Source organism: Amycolatopsis sp. M39 (genome assembly GCF_001651785.1).
Taxonomy (GTDB): Bacteria; Actinomycetota; Actinomycetes; order Mycobacteriales; family Pseudonocardiaceae; genus Amycolatopsis; species Amycolatopsis rubida.
This window is the reverse complement of the sequence record NZ_LWSF01000028.1, coordinates 168-19,773: the sequence shown is the minus strand read 5'-3', so window position 1 is coordinate 19,773 and position 19,606 is coordinate 168. Positions and strand designations below refer to the sequence as shown.

11 protein-coding genes and 1 pseudogene are annotated in these 19,606 nt (G+C 66.1%); 3 read left to right on the top strand and 9 right to left on the bottom strand.

The window, feature by feature from the left end; all coding sequences use genetic code 11:
- Positions 1–293: 293 nt before the first annotated feature.
- Genes A4R44_RS37600 through A4R44_RS37585 form a run of 4 tightly spaced genes read right to left on the bottom strand, consistent with a single transcriptional unit; the run spans position 294 to position 8,684 of the window.
- Positions 294–2,786, bottom strand: coding sequence for an RNaseH domain-containing protein (locus A4R44_RS37600; protein ID WP_067591856.1), 2,493 nt, complete (start codon positions 2,784–2,786; stop codon positions 294–296).
- A complete protein-coding gene (locus tag A4R44_RS37595) occupies positions 2,780–6,058 on the bottom strand; it encodes a hypothetical protein (RefSeq protein WP_198545591.1) in 3,279 nt (1,092 codons plus the stop codon). Before A4R44_RS37595 ends, A4R44_RS37600 begins: the two co-directional genes overlap by 7 nt.
- Complete coding sequence (locus A4R44_RS37590; RefSeq protein WP_232791958.1) at positions 6,055–7,227, bottom strand: hypothetical protein; 1,173 nt, start codon at positions 7,225–7,227, stop codon at positions 6,055–6,057. Before A4R44_RS37590 ends, A4R44_RS37595 begins: the two co-directional genes overlap by 4 nt.
- On the bottom strand, positions 7,203–8,684 hold the full coding sequence (locus tag A4R44_RS37585; protein WP_198545590.1) for a PD-(D/E)XK nuclease family protein: 1,482 nt from the start codon (positions 8,682–8,684) through the stop codon (positions 7,203–7,205). Before A4R44_RS37585 ends, A4R44_RS37590 begins: the two co-directional genes overlap by 25 nt.
- A 218-nt stretch (positions 8,685–8,902) precedes the next feature.
- Between A4R44_RS37585 and A4R44_RS46710 the strand changes: the two genes are divergently transcribed.
- Together A4R44_RS46710 and A4R44_RS46705 are read left to right on the top strand one after the other, a co-directional pair.
- The gene (locus tag A4R44_RS46710; RefSeq protein WP_095213854.1) at positions 8,903–10,492 is read left to right on the top strand and encodes a DEAD/DEAH box helicase; all 1,590 of its coding nucleotides are present in this window, start codon (positions 8,903–8,905) and stop codon (positions 10,490–10,492) included.
- Complete coding sequence (locus A4R44_RS46705) at positions 10,459–11,982, top strand: helicase-related protein (RefSeq protein ID WP_095213853.1); 1,524 nt, start codon at positions 10,459–10,461, stop codon at positions 11,980–11,982. Before A4R44_RS46710 ends, A4R44_RS46705 begins: the two co-directional genes overlap by 34 nt.
- 33 nt (positions 11,983–12,015) lie before the next feature.
- Here A4R44_RS46705 and A4R44_RS37575 read toward each other — a convergent pair whose 3' ends face one another.
- The 3 genes from A4R44_RS37575 to A4R44_RS37565 all read right to left on the bottom strand — a co-directional run bounded on the left by A4R44_RS37575 (position 12,016) and on the right by A4R44_RS37565 (position 16,131).
- Entirely contained in the window at positions 12,016–12,903 is an 888-nt protein-coding gene (locus A4R44_RS37575; RefSeq protein ID WP_067591847.1) for a toll/interleukin-1 receptor domain-containing protein, read from the bottom strand.
- A 214-nt stretch (positions 12,904–13,117) separates the two neighbouring features.
- On the bottom strand, positions 13,118–14,407 hold the full coding sequence (locus tag A4R44_RS37570; protein ID WP_232791957.1) for a recombinase family protein: 1,290 nt from the start codon (positions 14,405–14,407) through the stop codon (positions 13,118–13,120).
- Between the two features lie 1,169 nt (positions 14,408–15,576).
- Positions 15,577–16,131, bottom strand: a complete 555-nt coding sequence (locus A4R44_RS37565) for a hypothetical protein (protein ID WP_198545589.1) — start codon at positions 16,129–16,131, stop codon at positions 15,577–15,579.
- Between the two features lie 612 nt (positions 16,132–16,743).
- Between A4R44_RS37565 and A4R44_RS37560 the strand changes: the two genes are divergently transcribed.
- Complete coding sequence (locus tag A4R44_RS37560) at positions 16,744–18,315, top strand: hypothetical protein (RefSeq protein ID WP_067591840.1); 1,572 nt, start codon at positions 16,744–16,746, stop codon at positions 18,313–18,315.
- Here the strand turns inward: A4R44_RS37560 and A4R44_RS47590 are convergent.
- Together A4R44_RS47590 and A4R44_RS52815 are read right to left on the bottom strand one after the other, a co-directional pair.
- Positions 18,275–18,555, bottom strand: a pseudogene (locus tag A4R44_RS47590) (IS21 family transposase); the annotation flags it as partial. The gene A4R44_RS37560 and the pseudogene A4R44_RS47590 overlap by 41 nt on opposite strands.
- A 286-nt stretch (positions 18,556–18,841) precedes the next feature.
- Positions 18,842–19,606: transposase (locus A4R44_RS52815; protein ID WP_198545588.1), on the bottom strand; the 765-nt coding region annotated here is incomplete at its 5' end.

Below are 19,606 nucleotides of genomic sequence, written 5' to 3'. Positions count from 1 at the left end.
TTATGCAGGTGGCTACGCGAGCCGCATGCGTGCGACAAGCCGCCCGTGGATAGTCGGCGGCGACGCATCGGCGCACGCCGATCAACCCAGCTTGAACATTGTGGCTGACGAGCAAGATCGTCCTCGGACACGTGTGGGTTCAAGTCTCTAGGGACTTGAACCGAGGACGCAGTCGGCGACTTGATGACCACGACGCACCACAGGCGTTGAGCCCGACGGCAGCTGGTCGATCGTGCTCAAGACGAAGAAGAGTGTCCTCGTCAGCTCGCGACCACTGTGTGAGGACGGTTTGATCAATCCCCGTCCCCACCCGAGACCCGATGATCGGGGTGGTCACGGTCGACCCTGGTCGCGAAGTGCAGCGGGCCGGGCAGCAACGTCCGGCCGTCCCACCCGATCGGCTGATCGCAGAGCCTGGCCGTCAGCGCGGCCAGACCGGTGGCCGTCCACGACCCCTCGTGCACGATGACGATCTCTTTGGCCGTGTAGGAGTGCCAGGGCTTGCGCAGCTCCGACCTTGCTTCGTGGGGCAACGTCCACCTGGTGTACCTCGCCCCTGCGTCTCCGCCCTTCGACGCGAGCAGGGTCGACCTGCCCGCGAAGAGCCAGGATGACAGGTGACTGTCCGCCAGCCGGTACACCTTCCGATCCGGCGCCGCCGGCTGCTTGCGGTCGCGCGGCATGTTGGCCTTTTCCTCCCGCGTCACCGGTCTGCCGACCTCCGCCACAGAGGTGCTCACACGCACAACGGCGACGTCCTTTGCGCAATCCCGCAATACGTCCCCTGGCAACGGTCCCTTGCCAAGCCTCGTGTTCGGCAGCCCGGGCCAGATCTTGCGCGCGGCCGCTCCATCAACGAACAGCACGATCGGCATGTTGGCGAGCTCGCCGGTAATCAATTGGCGCAACCGCTGCTCTATCTCCGCACGTGTCCTCTCCGCCTTCTCCTTCGACCGACCGAGCCACGCGGTTCCGATCGAACCGGAGTGGAAGTCCGCGATCGCTTCGCCCGTCCGGCACCAGGATCCGTTCTTGTCGCTGTACATGAGGACGCGGCAAGCTTCGAGGTCACCGGGGTCGACGTGGAGTGCGCTCATCGTCACCACGAGTGGGCCACTGCCGCGTTCCACTTGCTGTGCTCGGACGTGTATGCCGACCAGAAGAACAGGGCGGTCGACCGGGCTGGACAGCCCCGGATCCGCGATCGCCCCGAGCAGCCGTCCGTCGAGGACCCCCGCGGACCTGAGTAGATCGCGCAGGGCCGCCCGTGCAGCGTGCTTGCGCTGCTCGGTGGTGCGCGGCTCGACGTGGTCGGGCAGGTTCAGCGGATCCGTCGCCAGGAACTGGCTGGGAATTCCTAGATGGCCCAAAAGCCTGCGCAGGTGCGGCTTCGCATCGCGATCGAGCTCCACCTCCGGGTGATACTCAGTCTCCAGCCACCCTACGACGAGATGGTCATCACCCTCACTGCGAGGCAGGTCTTCGAGCAGAGCGGCACGGCGCACCGTGTTGTGATCCAGCAGCTCCGGGCAGTGGCACGCGGCAACGTCCAGCCGCTCGTTCACGGCGAACGGAGGTTCACCGTGCTGAGGTGTAACGGAGACGCCGGTAAGCTCCTTGAGTTCGGCGAGCATCCGTTGCCGTGCGTCCGTAGTCCGGTAAACGCAGGCGATCGTGACGCGTTTGTATCCGCTCGGCCCTACCCCGGCGACCGGCAGACCGCCCTTCGGGTACTTCAAAATCCTCTTCGCGAGGGTGATCGACTTGTCGGTCGGATACCGCAGCGGCACCAACTGCGGCAGCCTGGCTGTGATGTGCTCGTGCAGCCTCATCAGGAGACGTGGGCCAGGACCGCTGCCCAGGGTGTGGAAGCGACTGCGCCAGAGCTGCGGCCGGATCGTGCCGGGCCGGTCGGGCAACTCCGCAGGGATCTCAAGCGCGTCGAGCCCACACGCCTCGTAGATCGTCGCGGTCGCAGGGTGAAGAGCCACCCTCCTGACGTTCGTCTCCTCGTCTATCCAGTACTTCATGGGAACGTGAAGGATCGGCAGCCGGGCGTCGGCCGGCTCGATCCACACGTTGTTCGACCAGGCGCCCTTCGGTGAGATCCTGGTCAGGTGCGCGTCGAAGCAGAGCACGAGATCTTCGACGCCCGCCCTGGTGACCAGGCGGCCGCTGATCCGCAGCATGCTGAACGCAGTTCCCTTGCTGGTGACGATGAGATCCTCGTCATTCCACGCCACCAACGCACCGCTGGTGTCCATTCGCAGTGGGAGCGGCGTACGCCCGTCGATTTCGAGAGGGCACTCGGAAAGAGTCCGCATAATTCGCCACATCCCGGTGCGGAACACCCAGTTGGGCGCTTCCGGAACCTCGCGTTCTCGAAGCCTGATGAACTCCGAGAACGGGCGCGCGAGTTCAGGTTGGGGCAGCAGCGGCGCGAGGGTCGACACGTCCACGCCGCCCCGGACGTGCCGCTCCCAGGCGTTCGTCGCGATCCGCAGCCGGTAGTCCATCTCGCCATCGTCGGTGAGCAGCAGCATGCGGTTCCCTTTGGCACGCTCTGTTTCGTCGAGGTCGTACGCACCGAACAGCGTCACCGGCCTGCCTGTAGCGGACGTGAGGCCGCGGGTGAGGCTCGCGTATCGAGGTCCCCACGCGCCGTCGGTGCGCGGGATTGCTTCCCAAGCTTCGAGGAATTCCTCGGTGAGCGGATAGGCCGTCACCGAACCGAAGACCTCGTTCAGGCGCGCCGGGGGGACGCGATAAGCAAGGCTGATCAGCAAGACACGTCTCCAGTCGCCGGCCGGTCTGCGAACTCCAGAAAGGCTCGCAGGGTTCTGCCGTAGTACTGCTTCATCGCGCCGAGTTCGCCGCTGGCTCTCCACTCGTCGCGCACCGTGCTGATCAGCGATGCGAAGCTCGTACCCGACGAGCCGTCGGTGAACGCGCCGTCGACCAGGTGCAGCACAGCGGACGTGCCGCCCCGTCGTGCCCGCCCGATGAGCTGAATGGCGCCGGCAACGATTTCGGCGGAGACGCCGAGCTTCACTTCCTTTGGCTGGCAACGGAAGTAGGGCGGCCTGCGCACGATCTTCTCGAAGTAGGTGCCCGCGGTCTTGCGCCGTTCCTCCAGAAGGCCAAGTGGATCCCCGGCCGGGCCCGGATGGCAGGTGAGCGCTCTGCCCTGGATGTGCGCGAGCAGCTCGGCGGGTTCGTCGATGAGCGGGATGGGTCGGACAAGCAACCATACTGACCCGAGGGCGGACCGGTCGCCTGTGCCGATGATGTTCACGCCACGCTGCACACGTGCAAGCGGTGCGATCAGGATGTCGGCCCCCTCGATGCCAGGGAAGCCCTCCAACCGGTCGGCGGGCAGCTCCCACCACTGACCTTTCAGGACGGCCGAGCCGGTGTCCTCATACCCGCGCGGACGAACAGCCAGGCAGATGCGGGAGGCGGGCACCCCCGCGTCGGCCAACCCCTGCGCGACCTGCCTGGCTCCGTCGTAGGACGTGGTGGCTAGCAGAACCCTGGCGCGGTCTTCAGCCTTCTCGGCCAGGGTCCGCAGCTCGTCGTCCAGCTTTGGCCACAACAGTGTGGCCATCTGCTCCAGCGCGTCGGCCCGGTCCTTACCGTCCAGGCCGGACACCTTGAGCAGGCGTCCGGCCTTGTCAATCACGTTTTCCGCGACGACCTTCACCTTCCTGTCATGATCGTCGCTCTTGTCGTCGTCAGCGTCGGCTACCCACCATTTGGGCGGAACGTGCAGATGGCTGTGGGGGGCGTGGGGGAAGTACGACGTGGCGGACATGCCCAGTACGATTCGCCTGGTCTTGGCGTGTGCTAAAGCCGTGATGTCGCCGAGGCTGATCGCGTAGAGGTGCGGGTCACCGCCGAACGCGGCGGTGGAGAGCTGAGCCGGTTCATTACCGCTGTCGTCGTAGTACTCGGTGAAAGCGAACACGAGGCGCCCCAGCGGCCCCGTCGGCATGACCCGCCACCTGCCGTAGGTCCCGAGGGCGTCGGCAATGTCCTGAGCCGACTCCACACCGATGTCGACCAGTTGCGCGTTGTTGGCCATCAGGCTGTGCAGCGACAATCGGATGCGCTCGAGAATCGTCCTGCGCAGGACCCGGTTCGCAACGAGCGCCTGATCCTTGTCGGCGACCAGGTCGAAGAACTCGGCCAGCTTCGCCCGCGCGACAGCGAAGGCCTGCCCGCCGAGGCCGTTGGTCACGACCTCCCGCAGCAGTTCGTGCATCTCCCGGTACTTGGGCGGATCTTCCGGCTCCGGCCCTGGCTGGTCGGGGAACACCGACCTGTACAAGCGCATCTGCTCGTCGGTGGGGTCAGCGTCGATCGACTGCCCGAACAACTGGTTGGCCAGCTCGTTGTCCCAACGTTGGGGAAGAATCCAGTCCCTGCCAGGACCACGCGGACGCGCTTTGCGCTTCTTGCTCCTGCCTGCGGCACCCAACCGCTCGTACCGCAGGTGGCTGACGTAGGTCTCCGCGAGGTAACGCAACACGAAGTACGCGTCACGGACACTCGCGTCGACCTCGTCGCTGAGCGAGCCAAACGCTGCGCCGAAGTCCTGATCCAGCCTGCGCAATGGTGTGTTGATCCGCCCGCCTCGGTCGAGCACGAGGCCACGGCCGGACTGCTCGATCATCGACCGCTGGAACGCGTCGATCTCGTCGATGACCACCACTTGGCACCGTCGAAGCAGCAACTCCTCGACGGTGACCCTGTCATTGCGCCCGAAGCCGTCGTCTACCGGGGCCTGCAGCATGCCGAGCTGGAGGTTTGCGTGCGAGGTCACGATCACGTCGGCGGTGCAGGCTTCCCGCGCCGCGCGATAACGCCCGCAGGTCGTTCGCCAAGGGCACGACACCGTCTTGTCCTTGCGGTTCGGCACAGGTTGGCGCAACGTCGCACACGGTTCGCGGCCCGGAACCCAGCCGTCGACGGACTTTTCGCTGGAAGCGACCGCCGCGAGTGCACAGCCGTAGCCGAACCGTTCCCAGATCCAGTCGGCCGACGGGCCACCGTCCGACGCGCGTGCCGCCGCGGTCTCCGCCACCTTGATCAACGACCGCGGTGAGACCAACGGCACGACCGCGGCCGTCGCGTTGCCGAGCGCCTTGATCGCCTCTCCGATCTGGTAAGTGGCTTTGACGACGTCCGCGTTGGTCGGCAGCACGAACGCAACAGGGACGTTGTTCTCCGCCGCCCAGCACGCGAAGCTCTCGATCAGCACGACGGACTTGCCGAACCCGGTGTAGGCGAGCAGCTCGTTCAGCTCACCCGCAGCCAGGTCGAGCTCCTTGATCTTGCCTCCCGCGCGGTCACATACCTCTTGCTTGAACCGCCGGACCGAGGTGGCGCGGTAACCATCGGAGTCGACGTCGTCCAGCTCCTTGCCGAGGCGGACGGCAATGCACTCGAGCTCGTCGAACGGCACAATTACTTCCGCGCGAGAGGGCGCGTCGGCGATCACCGGCAGGGGCCGGACGGGTTCCTCGTGATGGGCTTCGATGCGGTAGCGGAAATCGACATAGGTCTGGTCGGTGCCGTCAACACCGACGATTCGCGTGCTCGTCGTGTAGTTGCCCATCGTGGCAGGCCGGAGTGGCTTCCGGTTCGCCACGTACAGCTCGTCGAGCTCAGCCAGTGCCTGGTCGATGAAGGCCGTCAGCGGCATGCCGGGACTGACGACGATGCGCGGATTCTTCATGACGTCGTAGTCATCCGCCGGCACACAGCCAGGGATCTCACCGTTCAGCAGAAGTTCGTCGAGCACCCTCTTTGCCATGTCGGCGTTGGCGAGCTGGTTGGTACGCCTGCGCAACAATCCGGCGAATCTCATAGTGTCCGCTTCGGAAAGCCGCATCCGCCACCGGTCCCAGTCGGCGACGTGCCCGTCCAGCACGTACAGCACGTGGTCTCGCGTGATCGTCACGTCGGCTCCGTCGACGTCTTCCGGAAAGTGCCGAGCGGTCAATCCGATCGCGGCGGTGATGATGCGGGGCAGCACTTTGCCCTTCTTCGTCATTGGGCCTTCCTCACAGCGGCGCGGACCTGACTCAGGAACTTCGTCTCGGTAGTGACGGCAAGTCCGGGCAACGCATCCGTCAACGGCTCCAGCTGCCATCTGAACGGCTTCGGCAGCAAGATGCGAGCACTCGGCGGTCTTGTCCGCAGGCGGTCGATGAGAGAGTTAAGCGACAGGCATTCCTTGACGTCGACCGCGAACTTCTCGCCGCCGGTCTCCACCAGCAGGTCGTAGCGGTCGAGAAGCGGCCAGAGCTGCACCTCGGCCTTGGTGCGCTCCGCGGCCGCCGCGATTCGCAGCTCGCTCACTCCGGGCACGACCACAAAACGCCATACGCCCGCGTCGACGCACTTCGCACCCTCCGCGGCCTGGGCGACCGGCAGTGGTGCGCCCGGTCCGTCATCTCGTCGCCGAAGCTTCGGCCGGGTACCGGGCAGGAGATCGTAGACGGCGCTGTGGGGCCGGTACCGGCACCGCACCTTGCCAGCTGAGGACACCGCCATCGGCCACTTGCAGTCCGGGCACCGCCACCACCAGCCTCGGCCATCGGGACCTCGGTAGGTCTGCTCCTCCGGGATGTCCTGGTAGCTGCCGCCGGCCAGCCGGACTCCGTCGGTCCGGTCGCGCTTCTCGACCAGATCCCGCTCGCCGCCCGCCGGGTGTTGGACCAGAAACTTCCGCGAGGCGACGTACTCGTCCTGCTTCGTGGTGGCGATCATCGCCGTGAATACCCGATGCCGGATCTGGTCGGAATGCATCGTTACCCACGTCGGCAGCCATCGCTGTGCACCAGCGGCCTCCTTCAGCGGCACCACGTGCTCGCACACGAGGTCGTAGGCCTTCTCAGTCAGGTTGCCTTCTTCGTCGAGGAGAACGACATCGGCGAGTTCAGCTACCTCTTGCCGTGCATCCACGAGCAGGCCACCGAGCGGCGCTCGGAGGCGTTCAACCAATACTGCGGGCGTCACCGGGCCTCTGCCTGGCCCGTACACCTCCATCACGACGCCCGTCATCCTGGCAATCTCCCGCATGGCCGCGTTCCGGTGCACTCCGCGAACCGACCAGGCGTAGGCGGCCCGCAGAGCGGCGGCGACCAGTCGCTGCCAGGGTTCATCAGTGTGGTGCGCTCCCAGGGAGCTCTCGCTCATGACTTCCTCGCCGGGCACCACTGGCCAAAAGGACACGTCTTGCAGACCTTGCCGGGCTTCGCCGTGAGCGCCGGTGCGGAGTGCCAGCCCTCGACCCGAGCCCTGACCACCGCCCTCGCCGCCGCGACAAGCTCGGGGTCGTCGACGTCCAGCTCCGCCACGACTGGGCCTGTTGCGCTCAGCCGCTCCAGCTCGACGCGCACGTGTTCTCCCGCTCGTAGCCCGTCCTCTGCGGCGAGGACGACGGCCAGAGCCAGTTGGGGGAACTGGGTCAAGAGGTCGCTCTCGTCCAGCACCGAGGCCGTTTTCGTCTCGCGGACCGCCCAGGCATCGCCGACCCGATACAGCAGGTCGGCCTTCGCCACGACCACGACGTTCGCCTGCTGGTCGAACACCACGATGGGCTGCTCCGGGTGTGCCTCGACCTGACCGGCCGGACCGCCCAGCGCGCAGGTGAGCGTGTGATCCACGATCATCTGTGCGCCTAGCCTCGCCTGTGAGCCAGTGACAGTCCACCGGCCCGCTGACCAATCGTCCGGAGTGGGCGGACCCTCCTCTGGTGAACAGACGCGAGCCGGCACTCTCCGGTGCAGGTTTTCGAGCCATGCGTGAACGGCCTGCCCGCGCCGTGTGTAGTCGCTGTTCTCCGCCACGCGTTCTCGCGGGAGAAACAGCCGTTCTGCCACCAGTCGGGCAGGGCAGTCGTCGAAGGACCGTCCCGTTGACAGCGACCAAGAACGCCGTGGCGGCCCGTTGCCGTCCACTCCGAGCAGCCCTGGGCGAACGGGAACCGCCGGGCACAGCCCGATCAGGTCGCAATCGCCGCAGCCGGTGCCAGGCAGGTAGCCCGTTTCCTCGGCGGCCGCGACCACCGCGGCTTCCGCATCCTGCGCATACTTCTCGTGAGCCTCCTGGGCGGTGCCGTCGAAGAGGACGTTGCTGGTGCCGTCGGAGCATCCGATCTCCACGATTCGCACCCGCTGCGGCCGGGGCGCGGGCCGCAAAGTGAGGGGCCTCTTCTCCCACGTCCCGCTCAGCACGAGATCGGCGCTCGCCACCACGCCGGCCGCCAGAGCGGTCTCCGCCTCGTCACGTTCCCGGTCCCGTACCGATCCGGTGCGCAGCAGCCGCAACTCTCGGACACCATTTCCCTCGAAGCGACGGCCCGACACGACCTCCTCGTGCACCACTTCCGCGCCATCAGCGTCAACGAACCGGCGGCGGCGACCCCAATTGCGCGAGATGGGTGTCGGCACCGTCGCATCCGGTAGCGTCCGTTGGCAGGCAATCTCCGCGGACGCGGTGAGGTAGTGCTGTACCGCCTTGGCGAGCCAGCCCACCAACATCGGCGGTGTCCGGTCGGTGTACCGCCGCCACCGCTCCAGCGCCTCCTCCACGGTGAAGCCGTCATGCTCGACGTAATCGAGCACCCTCCCCAACGACGTGGTCGCCCCGGCGTTCCGTGCGGCAGGTGCCACGGACTCCACGCGCAATGCGGGTCTCATCCCCATCGCACGGCGCTGAGGACACGTCTGCCCGGTCTGCCGCACGTCGTAAGGACGAACTCGCCAAAGTAGTCCATCACCGGTCACTCCGGCCGGGGCTTTCCACGCAACCATTTACGAAGTTCCTTGATCTGGGAGAGCTGGGACAACGTTATTTCTCTGCCGCGTCGGCTGAACTATCGTGTCGTTCCATGGAATACGAGCAGAAATTTCATGGCCTCTTCATCGGTGTCGACAACTACGAGTCTCCGGAGTTTGGTCAGCTGAAGTACGCGAAGAATGACGCAATCGCACTGCACGCCCTCTTCCTGGACACCTTTGGCGAGAAGGCCACCTTAATGCTCGACGCGGCGGCGACCAAGGACAGATTGACGACAGAAATCGGACACATACGTGCGTCGAGCACGGAGCAGGACATCGTGGTGTTCACCTACTCCGGGCACGGCACGCACGACGGCTTCCTGGCCACCAGGGACGCCGAGCCGGATCGCCTCACGGAGACAGCCCTAGGCCTCGATCAGCTGTTCGAATTGGTGGGCGGAATCAGGGCAGAAGCGATTGTGCTCGTGTTGGACTGCAGTTTCTCCGGTCGGGCGGCGGCCAAGGTGCTGCGCGAGCCCGAGCACAGGGACGCAATCCGCGGTCCACTCACAGCACTGGAGTCGGTAGCCGGCGAGGAGATCTTCGTCATCGCCGCGGCCGAAGCCGACCAGGAGGTTCGGGAGAGCGGAGAGTTCCGGCACGGTCTGCTTACCCACTACCTGTTGGAGGGCTTACGCGGTCATCCGGCGGTCTGCGACGGTGACCGCGTCTCTCTGCTGAAATTGGCTGGCCATGTCTCGAGCAAGCTCCGTCCGCATCCGCCCGAGCCCGGTACGGTGCAGCAGACCCCGGTGGGCACGCGCCGGACAAGGCACGTCTCGCTGCCGGTCCTCGTCCCTGGAGCGAACTTCCGGACGATTGGTGAGGACACTGCTCCCCGGCACGCCACCCCGGCCTTTTCCTCGCTCTCCGGAATGGGTGTGCCAGACCTGGCGATCGTCGTGTGGGAACAACGGTATTCACGCCTGAACCAGCTTCAGCTCCTTGCGATCAACGACGGACAGATTCTCCGCGGCGGCAACGTCCTGGTCAGCGCGCCGACCTCGGCGGGCAAGACGCTAGTCGGCGAACTCGCGGCGCTTCGTGCCGTTGCGGACGGCGGTCGCGCCGTCTTCCTACTTTCCACTCGCGCCCTGGTGAACGAGCAGTACGACCGTTTTCAGGGGACCTACTCAGCAATCGGTGTCCGTGTAATCCGGGTCACCGGCGAACTGCGGGACCAGACCAGGGCGTTGGTCATCGGTGACTTCGACGTCGCGATCCTGACCTACGAGAAGTACAGCGCCCTGCTGTCGGGTTGCCTGGAGCTGCTCACGAGGACGAGCGTGCTCGTGATCGACGAGATCCAGACACTGGCGTCGCCCGACCGGGGCCCAGGCTTGGAGCTCCTGCTCACGTGGATCAGGCTCCGGCGCCTCACCGGACCGGTCCCTCAGATCGTTGGACTGTCCGCCGTGCTCGGCAAGGCCCGGGAACTCGCCGAATGGCTCGGTGCGGAGCTGGTGGCCACCACCCACGGCGATGTCCCATTGCTTGAGGGCGTGTCACCGAAGACGGCACGTACCGCCACCTCGACGAGAATCGGCAAGAACAGGTCGTTCCCCTCGCTCCCGCAGGTGAGGAGGACACTCTGCTGTCGCGTGTCGTGCGCACACTCGCCGACACGGGTGAACAGGTGATCGTGTTCATGGCCACGCGTCGTGAGGCCGTCCGGTTCGCCAGTGAGCTCGCGAGTGAACTCGGCCGCCCTGCAGCGGCCACTATCGCAGCGCTCAGCGGACGAGGCCATGGCCGGCTTGTCGAGGAACTCCTGCGATGCCTGAAAGGTGGAGTCGCCTTCCACATCTCGGATCTCGGCGAAGACGCCAGGCTTGCTGTCGAGCGGGCATTTCGCTTCCATGACAGCGAAATCCGCGTCATCGTCGCGACCACCACGCTGTCACAGGGACTGAACCTCGCCGCAGACGCCGTCGTGATCCACCGCCTCCGCCACCCCGGCGAACCCGAGCGCCCGTACACGGTGGCGGAGTACCGGAACATGGCCGGGCGCGCAGGTCGTACGGGTATCGCACCGAGGGGTCGGTCCATCGTGATCGCCCACGGACCCGTTGACGCGGAACAGAAGTGGAGTAACTATGTCACCGCGGTACCGGAGCCGGTGCGGTCTCCGCTGACCGGGCATGACCTGCGTTCGTTGATCCTCTTCTCCTTCGCGGGGCCAGTTTCGGACCTGAACACGGTGTCGGAAGCGCACGTGAACGCATTCCTGACGTGGACGTTCGCGGCGTACCTGAACGATGTCGGGCTCTCTGTCCGCTCCTTCTCACCCGGCCGAATCTCCAGCGCTATGGCCGGGCTCGTGGGTGAAGGGCTGATCGAGAAGGTCGACGGCGGCTACGTGCTCACCGCGCTGGGCAAGGTCGCCCTTCGCAGCGGCCTCAGCGTCGACTCGGTCATCGTCATCGCCGAGGCGCTCCGCGCGGTCGAGGCCACCCAGCTGAACAGGACGACCCTTATCGCGGCCGCACACCTCACCGAAGAGCTCCAGGACATGCGCTTCTCGTTGCCGACCGGCCACTGGCGCAAGGAGTGGCAGACCCTTCAGCAGAGTCTGCGTTTGCAGAAGATCGCCGAACCCCTGCTGGATCGGCTCCTGGGTGACTATGAACCGCAGAGCCTCGGAGCGGTACGTGCCAGGAGAAGTCTCGCGTGCCTGCGCTGGAGCCGCGGCGTGGTGCTTCCGATGATCGAGCGCGAGCTCGTCCAGCACCAATTCGTTGAGGTGACGAGCACCGGACCGGTCGAGCAGGCCGCTCGGCGGACGAGTGACGTCATCGAAGCCGTGATTGACATCGCGTTGGTCGTGCACCGGGGTGCCGACCTAGGCGCCTTACCCGAGATCCTTCCCGCACAACTCGAGCTCGGCGTCCCGGCTGGCTTGGTGCCCGTCCTGCGTCATCTGCACCGGCGTCTCGACCGGGAAGCCTGCCTCGACCTCGCGCGGGACGGTTTCGACACCGCCAGGGCGATCCTCGACGCGCACGAACGCGACCTGCTTGCTCATGTCGACGACCCAGATCTCGTCACAGCGCTGCTCGCCGCGGCCGAGAAAGCGGACAAGCCCGACGACGCGGACGAGCCGTTCGACTTTCCGCCGCCTGTCGACTGAACTTCCCCTGTGCCGACGCAGACGGTCGCGGGCCTAAGCCCTGCGACCCTGCGTCTGCTCGATGAAGTCGATGACGTTCTGCCACAGAACGTCGAAGAGCTCATCGGCTGACAACAGCCTGTCCGGGGTCGTGCGGCTGAAGTGGCTGAACCTGAACCGGCCTTCGCCGGCTTCCGCGTCCCACTCTGCGGTCGCCCACGCGTTGATTGCGCCGCCTGATGGCCTGGGCCACCCGTGGGACATCGTCAGCCGGTCACTACCGAGCCAGTCCTGCAGCTGGACTTTCAGCCCGTACACCTGGCGGCCGTGCGACTCGACTCGGACTTCGAGAGAGCTGCCGCCCGTGCTCACGTGGCACGAGTAACCGAACGGCGCGAGCGACGACTCGGCCCGACGGAAGTGCTCGCTCAGAGTGGCTAGACCCGACTCCAAAGTACCGAACTGACTGAAGTCGGTCGGCGCCACTTTCGGCAACTGGACCGCTGCGATCGGCGTCGGCGCAGGTGTTGGCATGGCATCACCGGAACCGCTCACGCGCTTAGCAGCGATTTGCGCGAGTTGCTCCACCGAGTAGTTCTCCGAGCGGAGGTAGCCGATCGAGGACCGCAGCAATTCCTCCGGTATCTCGACGTCACCTACCGTGATCGGCAGCACGTAAGGGTCATCCCCGCGCTTGATGGCATACGCGATCGCGGCGTAGAACTCGTCCATCGGATAGCCGCTGTCGAAGTACTCCACGGACAGGAATGGCACGACGTACCGGGCCAGTTTACCGCCGTACACACGGCGAAACTCCGTGATGAAGTCGCGACCCCACATCTCTTCGGTGACGTTCTCGTCGAAGAAGACGACAAGTCCCAGCGACTCGCATTCACGGGCGAATTGCCTCGCCAAGGCCCGTTGCGCCCCGGCGAACGACACGGCAAGATCATATTGTTGCCCTCGGCCAAGCATCCGGTCATCTTAGGTCGCCTGCTTGCAGCGAGCGTGCGCGGACCCCTTTCCCAAGTTGCCGCCGAAGGAGTCAACGGGAAACCGGCCTCCACACCACGGATCGTCGTGTGGACGAAGACAACTCGAACGCTAGTGAGGCGTGAAGCCATCTACGGAACAAGGGGCGAGATCCTGTATGCGTTCATTGGCCGAGTTCGAGCGTTGTGGTTAGTGAGCAACTCGCCCCTCGGACACACACGTTAGACACACGGGGAGAGGCGGTCACTACGACCGTCTCTTTTTTGTTGTCATAGCGGAGTTGCACGCCGAGGTCCTGGTAGACCCCCGTGATCCGCTCGGGCGTCCGGGAGTTCGGCGCTCGGGCCACGTCGTCCATCGAATCGAGCCGTGCGTAGACCTCCGCCGCCTCGATCACGGTCGCCTTGGGCAAGTGCTGCAACTCGGCGCGCGCCGCCTCCCGCTCCGCCTGCGCCGTGTTGATCGCCTCGACCACCGCAGCCGGATCCACGCCTGCCTCGATCGCCGCCTGATGTCGGCGCAACCGCGACTCCGCATCAGCCAGCCGCTTCTCAGCCGCCTCTCTGCCGGTCGAGTGCGTCCCGCCCTGCGAAGCCACCAGTGCGGCGACCGTGTCGTCCCGGTTCGCCGGGTCGAACACCTGACACAACCAGCCGTTCAACGCGGGCATCACGACGTCTTCCCGCAGGTTGACCGTCTNGACCGTCTTCGGGTGGCTTGCCAGCGCAGGTGATCCGGGTGCCAGCGTCCGGGCTATGCAGCGGTAGTAGACCGCCTTCCGGATCGGTGCACCCTGCATCTTCCGTCCGCAGATCTCGCAGCGAATCAGACCTTTCAGCAGGTAGACGTTCTTCGACGTGGGGCGGTCCCGCTCCAGCTTCGCGATACCGCGCATCCCGCCAGCACCACGCGACCGCCGCAGCAGCTGTGCCTGCGCGAAGGTCTCGACCGACACCAGTTCCACGGTGCCCGGATCCGACCGCCGGAACCGGACAACGTAACCCGCGCTCACATCGTCCGGATTCAGCAGACGCTCGTGCTTCGTCCACCGCCCGAAGACCGCATAGCCCGTGTACCTGGGATTCTCCAGAATGGCGCGCACAGTCGAGCCCTGCCAGCCGTCCTCCGGACGGTGCCGGTTCTGCTCCGGCCGCGCCTTCGACGGACACGGGATGCCGTCCTGGTTCAGCCCACGCGCGATCACCCGGTCGCCCACGCCTGCCAAGTACTCGGCGAACATCCGACGCACCACGTCCGCCGCAGGCTCATCGATTTCCAGCACCCGCAGCCGGAACCCCTCCGCCGCCTTCCGCGGATTCGGATGCGGACCTCCGTCCACCACCCGGTACCCGTACGGTGCCCGGCCGCCCTGATGCCGTCCTTCGTTGATCACCTGCGCGTCCATCGCCGACCGGACCCGCGCCTGCACATGCTGAGGTTCCGACTCACTCATCCCACCGAGGGCGCTCATCAGCATCTTGTGCGACGGATTCCGGGCGTCGAACTTCCCGCCCAGTTCCGGGACCCAAAGATCAACCCGGTAAGCCGGCGCCAAACCGGTGACCGCCACGCAGCCGCCCAACGCAACCTCTTCAACCGCATGCCCGGCTGCCTCCACCACTGCCTGTCCACACACCAGCACTTCAACGAGAACACCGCCTTCCCCCAGCCCGCCGCCGCTGCGACGTCCTCCACGCCATGCTCCGTAACCACACTCACTACTGCCAACCCGAGCCCTCTACCCCGCTTCTCCCCCGAGCGCAGAAACGCGGTCCTGTCCGCCGGCGGCCACCCCTCCAGCTCCTTCACCGACCGCCGCGCCCAGCACCGCCGCGACCGCTCACGCGTGCCGGTCCTGCTCCGGACGCGCGTAATGCACGCCTGCTTCCATCGTCGGCAACCCCAGCTCCACCGCGACATGCTCGCGCCCGGGGCGTTCCCGAGGTCCTGGACGTCGCGGGTTACTTCGCACGGCTGATGGCGGCCGGTGTGCGACCCGAACGGCGGCGTGGCTCAGCTGCCTCAGAAATGGCCCACAGGCAAGTCCCCGGCCGCCCTGGCCACCGTATTCGAGGACGGGGCAGCCCCGATGTCCGAGATGACCCGGCAGCACCCGGACCTGCTTCTGCCGACCATCTCCAGCTCCGCCCGCGCGGTCGACTAGGCAGTCGCCAGGTCGGTCGAGGCGACCGTGCATCTGGACCGCCAGCTGCTGCGAGAGATTCGCCGGCTCGATGCCGACCTCGGCCACCGCGTGCTCCCGCTGCGCCCAGCAGCTCCAGCACCCGGGTCCGCGCTGGATGCCCCAGCTGGCTGGCCGAACTACGCGATGCCGAACCGGATCAGCGGCGCATTCCGGCATGGCACCCGGGTCGCCATAGTCGCGCGGCGGCCCGAGGCCCCGGGCGTTTCCCGGCCAGAACGCCGTCATCCGCACGGATCCCGTTCGCCAGCGCCTGATGCGCGTCCGCCTTCGGCCTGGTCCGAGCCTGCGGCTACGGCCTGGTTCACGACAGGCAGACCCCCCTTCGTGCACCGTCTTGTATCAAGACGTTCCCGCTCGGCGCACGCGTCGGGGAGGAGCTCATTGTGCTGCGAGAAACCGTTACTGCGTCCAGCAGATCAGCGCGGCAGGGCCACCGCGACGACGAAGCCGAGGACGTAAACTACCGCGAGAATCACCGGCAGCCACTGCTCCAGGTGGGTGAGCGGCCAGTACAGCGCCTTGTCCTTGCCCTCGCCCAGCGCCTGCCACTCGGCCCGCCAGTACGGCGATGCGGGGAGCTGTTCTTCGATCATCCCGATCACGATGTACTTGGCCGAGTTGAGCTGCCGGTACGAGCGGACGATCCAGAACCAGGCCGCGGTCTGCGCCAACAGCAGGCACAGCGGCACGAACAGCAACCACGACCGCAGGAACGCCGAGCCCCACAACGCACCCGCCGCGGTCAACGTCGCTGTGTTCAGGCTCAGGAAGAACCCGTTCGCCACCGCTCGGCGAGCGCTGATCCGATCGGCCATTTCGACGTATATCTTGTACTGGTCGAGGAGCGCGGCCTGGTAGGCGGCCTTCTCACCGGCGTAAGCCGTGGCGTCGACCGCTGTCCACAGGCCACCGCGCACGACATCGACGTCGATCGGCTTCGGTCGGAAATACCGGGCCAGGAACTCGGGCACCCGCTCACTCTAGCCGGGTCCGCGGCTCAGTCGCCGCCGGAGGCGAACAACGCCGGCATGCCCTCGTCGACGGCAGCCGGCCACGGCGCGAGGCAGTAAAGCCGGCCGCTCCGGGCAAACCGCTAGCCACCGGGGCCGGTGCCTGCTCACCAGCACTCGGACCGGTACTGAGTGAGCCACGGCGGTCCTGTCAGGGGGGAGCACCGGCACGCCGTCAGGCTTGCCGACACAGCCGCTTCGCGGTCCTCGCTTCAACTCGAGTCGGCCCGCCCCGCCGTCGCCCTGATTCGCCTCCACCGACACGACACCTCGGAAACCGAGACCAGTGAGCTCTACGCCCAACGCCGGATCCACCGGGCACTGAGCCTGTGCGGGGTGCGAGCACTCCCTCGCCCGATGCCGCGCCGCACAAGACCACCGGAGCCAACGCCAGCTCGGCTGCCTCGCCGCGGGTACCGAATCTGCCTGCATCTCCGCCGGAACGCGCCTCGTTCTGCGTCGACCGTCGACAAGGCAACCCCGCCTGCTCCGTTAGAGTGATCGGCGCGTCCGTACGGTGCCGCTTTTCCGATGTTAGCGACGCGAAAGCTCGTGGGAAGCGATCATCGGCGGGTGTTGTCGGGTTCCGAGGTCACCTGGATCGTGGCCATGGCGGTTCTGTTCCAAGCGACCGCGGCCGTGCTCTTTCCCCGCCAAGGGTGGCTCTCCGGGAGACTGTCCACCACGCCACCGCCAGAACTGCTGAAATGGGCCATCCTCACCGCGACGCTCTGTATCGCGTGGTTCTCAGCTCGAAGCTTTGCGGATACCACGCTCGCCGCGGAAGGCGGGCTCATGGTCGGCCCCGACAGCGAGCCCGACACCGCCGTGCCGCTGTTCCTGTCGCTCTTCGCGATCGACTTGCTCATCCTCCTCATGGGCACTTGGGCGGCTGCGGCAAGCATCCGAGCGCTGGCGGCCGCTCGTTCTGTCACTCCGGTGACGGCGTGGAACGTTCTGGCACTCGCGGCGGCTACCTCGTCGGTCGCCGTTCAGATGTCCGACCATCTCGCTTCCCATCAATCAATTCCCTGGACGCTGGTCGTATTGGCGGCGCTGAGAGGGTTCGCCCACCAGGAGGACGAGCCACATCTTCACCAGCAGGAATTTTCTGCCGAGGGCCGCACGGCAACCACGCTGAGCGGGCAGCCACCCGTGCGCATGCCCGCCCCCATCTCAACCGCTCAGCGTCGAAGCTTGGGGAGATTGCTGGTCACGCTGGGCTGGACATGCCGAGTGCTCGGTCTTTTCCTGACCTTCAGCGGCGCACTCCTTTATCGGACCTTCTTCACAGAGACAGCCGGCAGCCTCCAGGAAATCCCGTCCTGGATTCGACTGACACTGTTGATCGCGATCTTGAGCTTTGGCATTCTGCTCTTCGCAGTGTCCCCGATTGTCCTCAAGCGGGGCAGACAACACCTCCACCGGACCATCGACTCTTTCGAATCCCTCGACGGACAACGATATCTGCTCTACCTCCGTCCCTTCTCCGCCGACGCCGCGATGGCCTCATCTCCAACGGAGGCGCCCGGTTGGCTCACCCGCTCGCCATTCGAGCTGCCGGGGTTGACGCACGAAAATTTCGTGATGCGGCAGTTTCAGGGCTTCGGCCGCATCATCGCGATCGGCCAGCCGGGCGAACGACTGCCCGAACTCGGCGCCGAACGCGGATACCTGCCGATCGACGACTGGAAGGACACGCTGAGCAGCCTGATCCACGGAGCGCACGCCATCATCATGACAGCGTCGCCTGGCGAGGGGACAGTATGGGAATTCACAGAAGTGGTCCGCGTTTCCACTCCCGCCCGGCTGCTGCTTCTAGTATACAACGAAACAGACTACTACACTTTTCGGGACAAGGTTCGACACGCAAATACCGTTCGCGCAACCGCAGCGGATGGAGAGTTCTGGCCTCCGTTGCCCGATCTGCCGAATCTCCCACCGCCCGGGCGCTGCGACAAGGGCATGCCGTGGGACTTCCCTCTCACCGGAATATTTCATTTCACCATTGACCAGCGTCCGCAGTTCACCCGGTTTCCGTCGACCGTTCCTCGCCTCCGGCATGTTGGAACCATCCGCAGATTAGTGTGCCGCGAACTCAAGCCCGTCGCCGACCACGTCGCCGAGTTGCTCGAGCGTCGATGAGACCCGGCCCGAATGCAACTAGTACCGCTTGTGGACCACGTCCGCGCGGACCTTGCCGTTGGAGCGCACCACCAGCTCCTCGATTTTCGGCAGGTACTCGTCGATCGGCCGCGCCCGGTGTTCCCGCTCGATTGGGCTGTCCCCGGCAGCCCGCAACGCGAGACACCGCGCCACCGTGTGGTGGTCGCACCCGGCCAGCGCCGCCGCTGCCCGGTAGCTCCCCGTGAGGTCATACGCCTCGTAGGATCTCCCTGCTGGTCTTCACATCGCGCGAGCCTTGCCGCACGACGAAACGGACACGTCACCGGGGAGATGTCTGGCCGTCCGCGGGGAACTCCCCGGCCACGAGCGGGGCGATGACTGGCCGCCGATGGGGATCTTTCACTGTCCGCCGACATCCAGCGACAGAGACTTCACCCGCCTCGCCGCACGCCCGCGCGGATCCGGCCTCACCGCGTACGGATTCGGCAAACGCAAAACACCCCAGCCCTTCGTCAACCTCACCTCTCCCAGCACCGCTTCTTCCTCAGGAGCCGCGCCCAAGCAGAAACCCGGCATGTCCACTGCCCAGCTGACAACCGACGCCGCACTGGCCAACCAGCGCGTGCCCCAGCCAGCGCCGGGGTCTGTCAAACGAGCGGTGTAACTCGGGTTGAAGGGGAACTACTTGTGTCCGGCGGCCAGGCGGCCGTTGAAGGCGATCTCGAAGGCGTTCGAGGCGGGTTTCCGGCGTATGGTCCGGCGTTTGCGGCCGGTGCCGGTGGGGTCGGGGCTCGTGATCGCGATGTAGACGCACTTGAGCGCGGCTTGTTCGCCTGTGGAAGTGGCCGCGGGCTTTCACGGCGCGGCGGATGCGGGCGTTGACGCNGAGGCGGGTTTCCGGCGTATGGTCCGGCGTTTGCGGCCGGTGCCGGTCGGGTCGAGGCTCGTGATCGCCATGCAGACGCACTTGAGCGCGGCTTGCTCGCCTGCGGAAGTGGCCGCGGGCTTTCACGGCGCGGCGGATGCGGGCGTTGACGCTCTCGATGGCGTTGGTGGAGCAGATCACCCGGCGGTTCTCCGGGTCGAACGCGAGGAACGGCACGAACTCGGGCCAGGTGTTGTCCCGTAACCGCACGGTCGCCGGATACCGGCTGCCCCAGGTCTCGGCGAACTCGGCGCACCGCTCGCGCGCGGCGGCCTCGGCCGGCACGGTGCAGACCGGTTTGAGGGCCTTGGCGATCGCGTCCCAGTGCTGACGGCCCGCGTAGCGGAAGCTGTTGCGCAGCAAGTGCACCACGCAGGTCTGAGT

What these genes read in the sequence shown, in the direction of transcription:
- A4R44_RS46710 (WP_095213854.1), top strand. Translation starts at nt 8,903, where the DNA reads ATGGAATACGAGCAGAAATTTCATGGCCTCTTCATCGGTGTCGACAAC.
- A4R44_RS37595 (WP_198545591.1), bottom strand. Translation starts at nt 6,058, where the DNA reads ATGACGAAGAAGGGCAAAGTGCTGCCCCGCATCATCACCGCCGCGATC.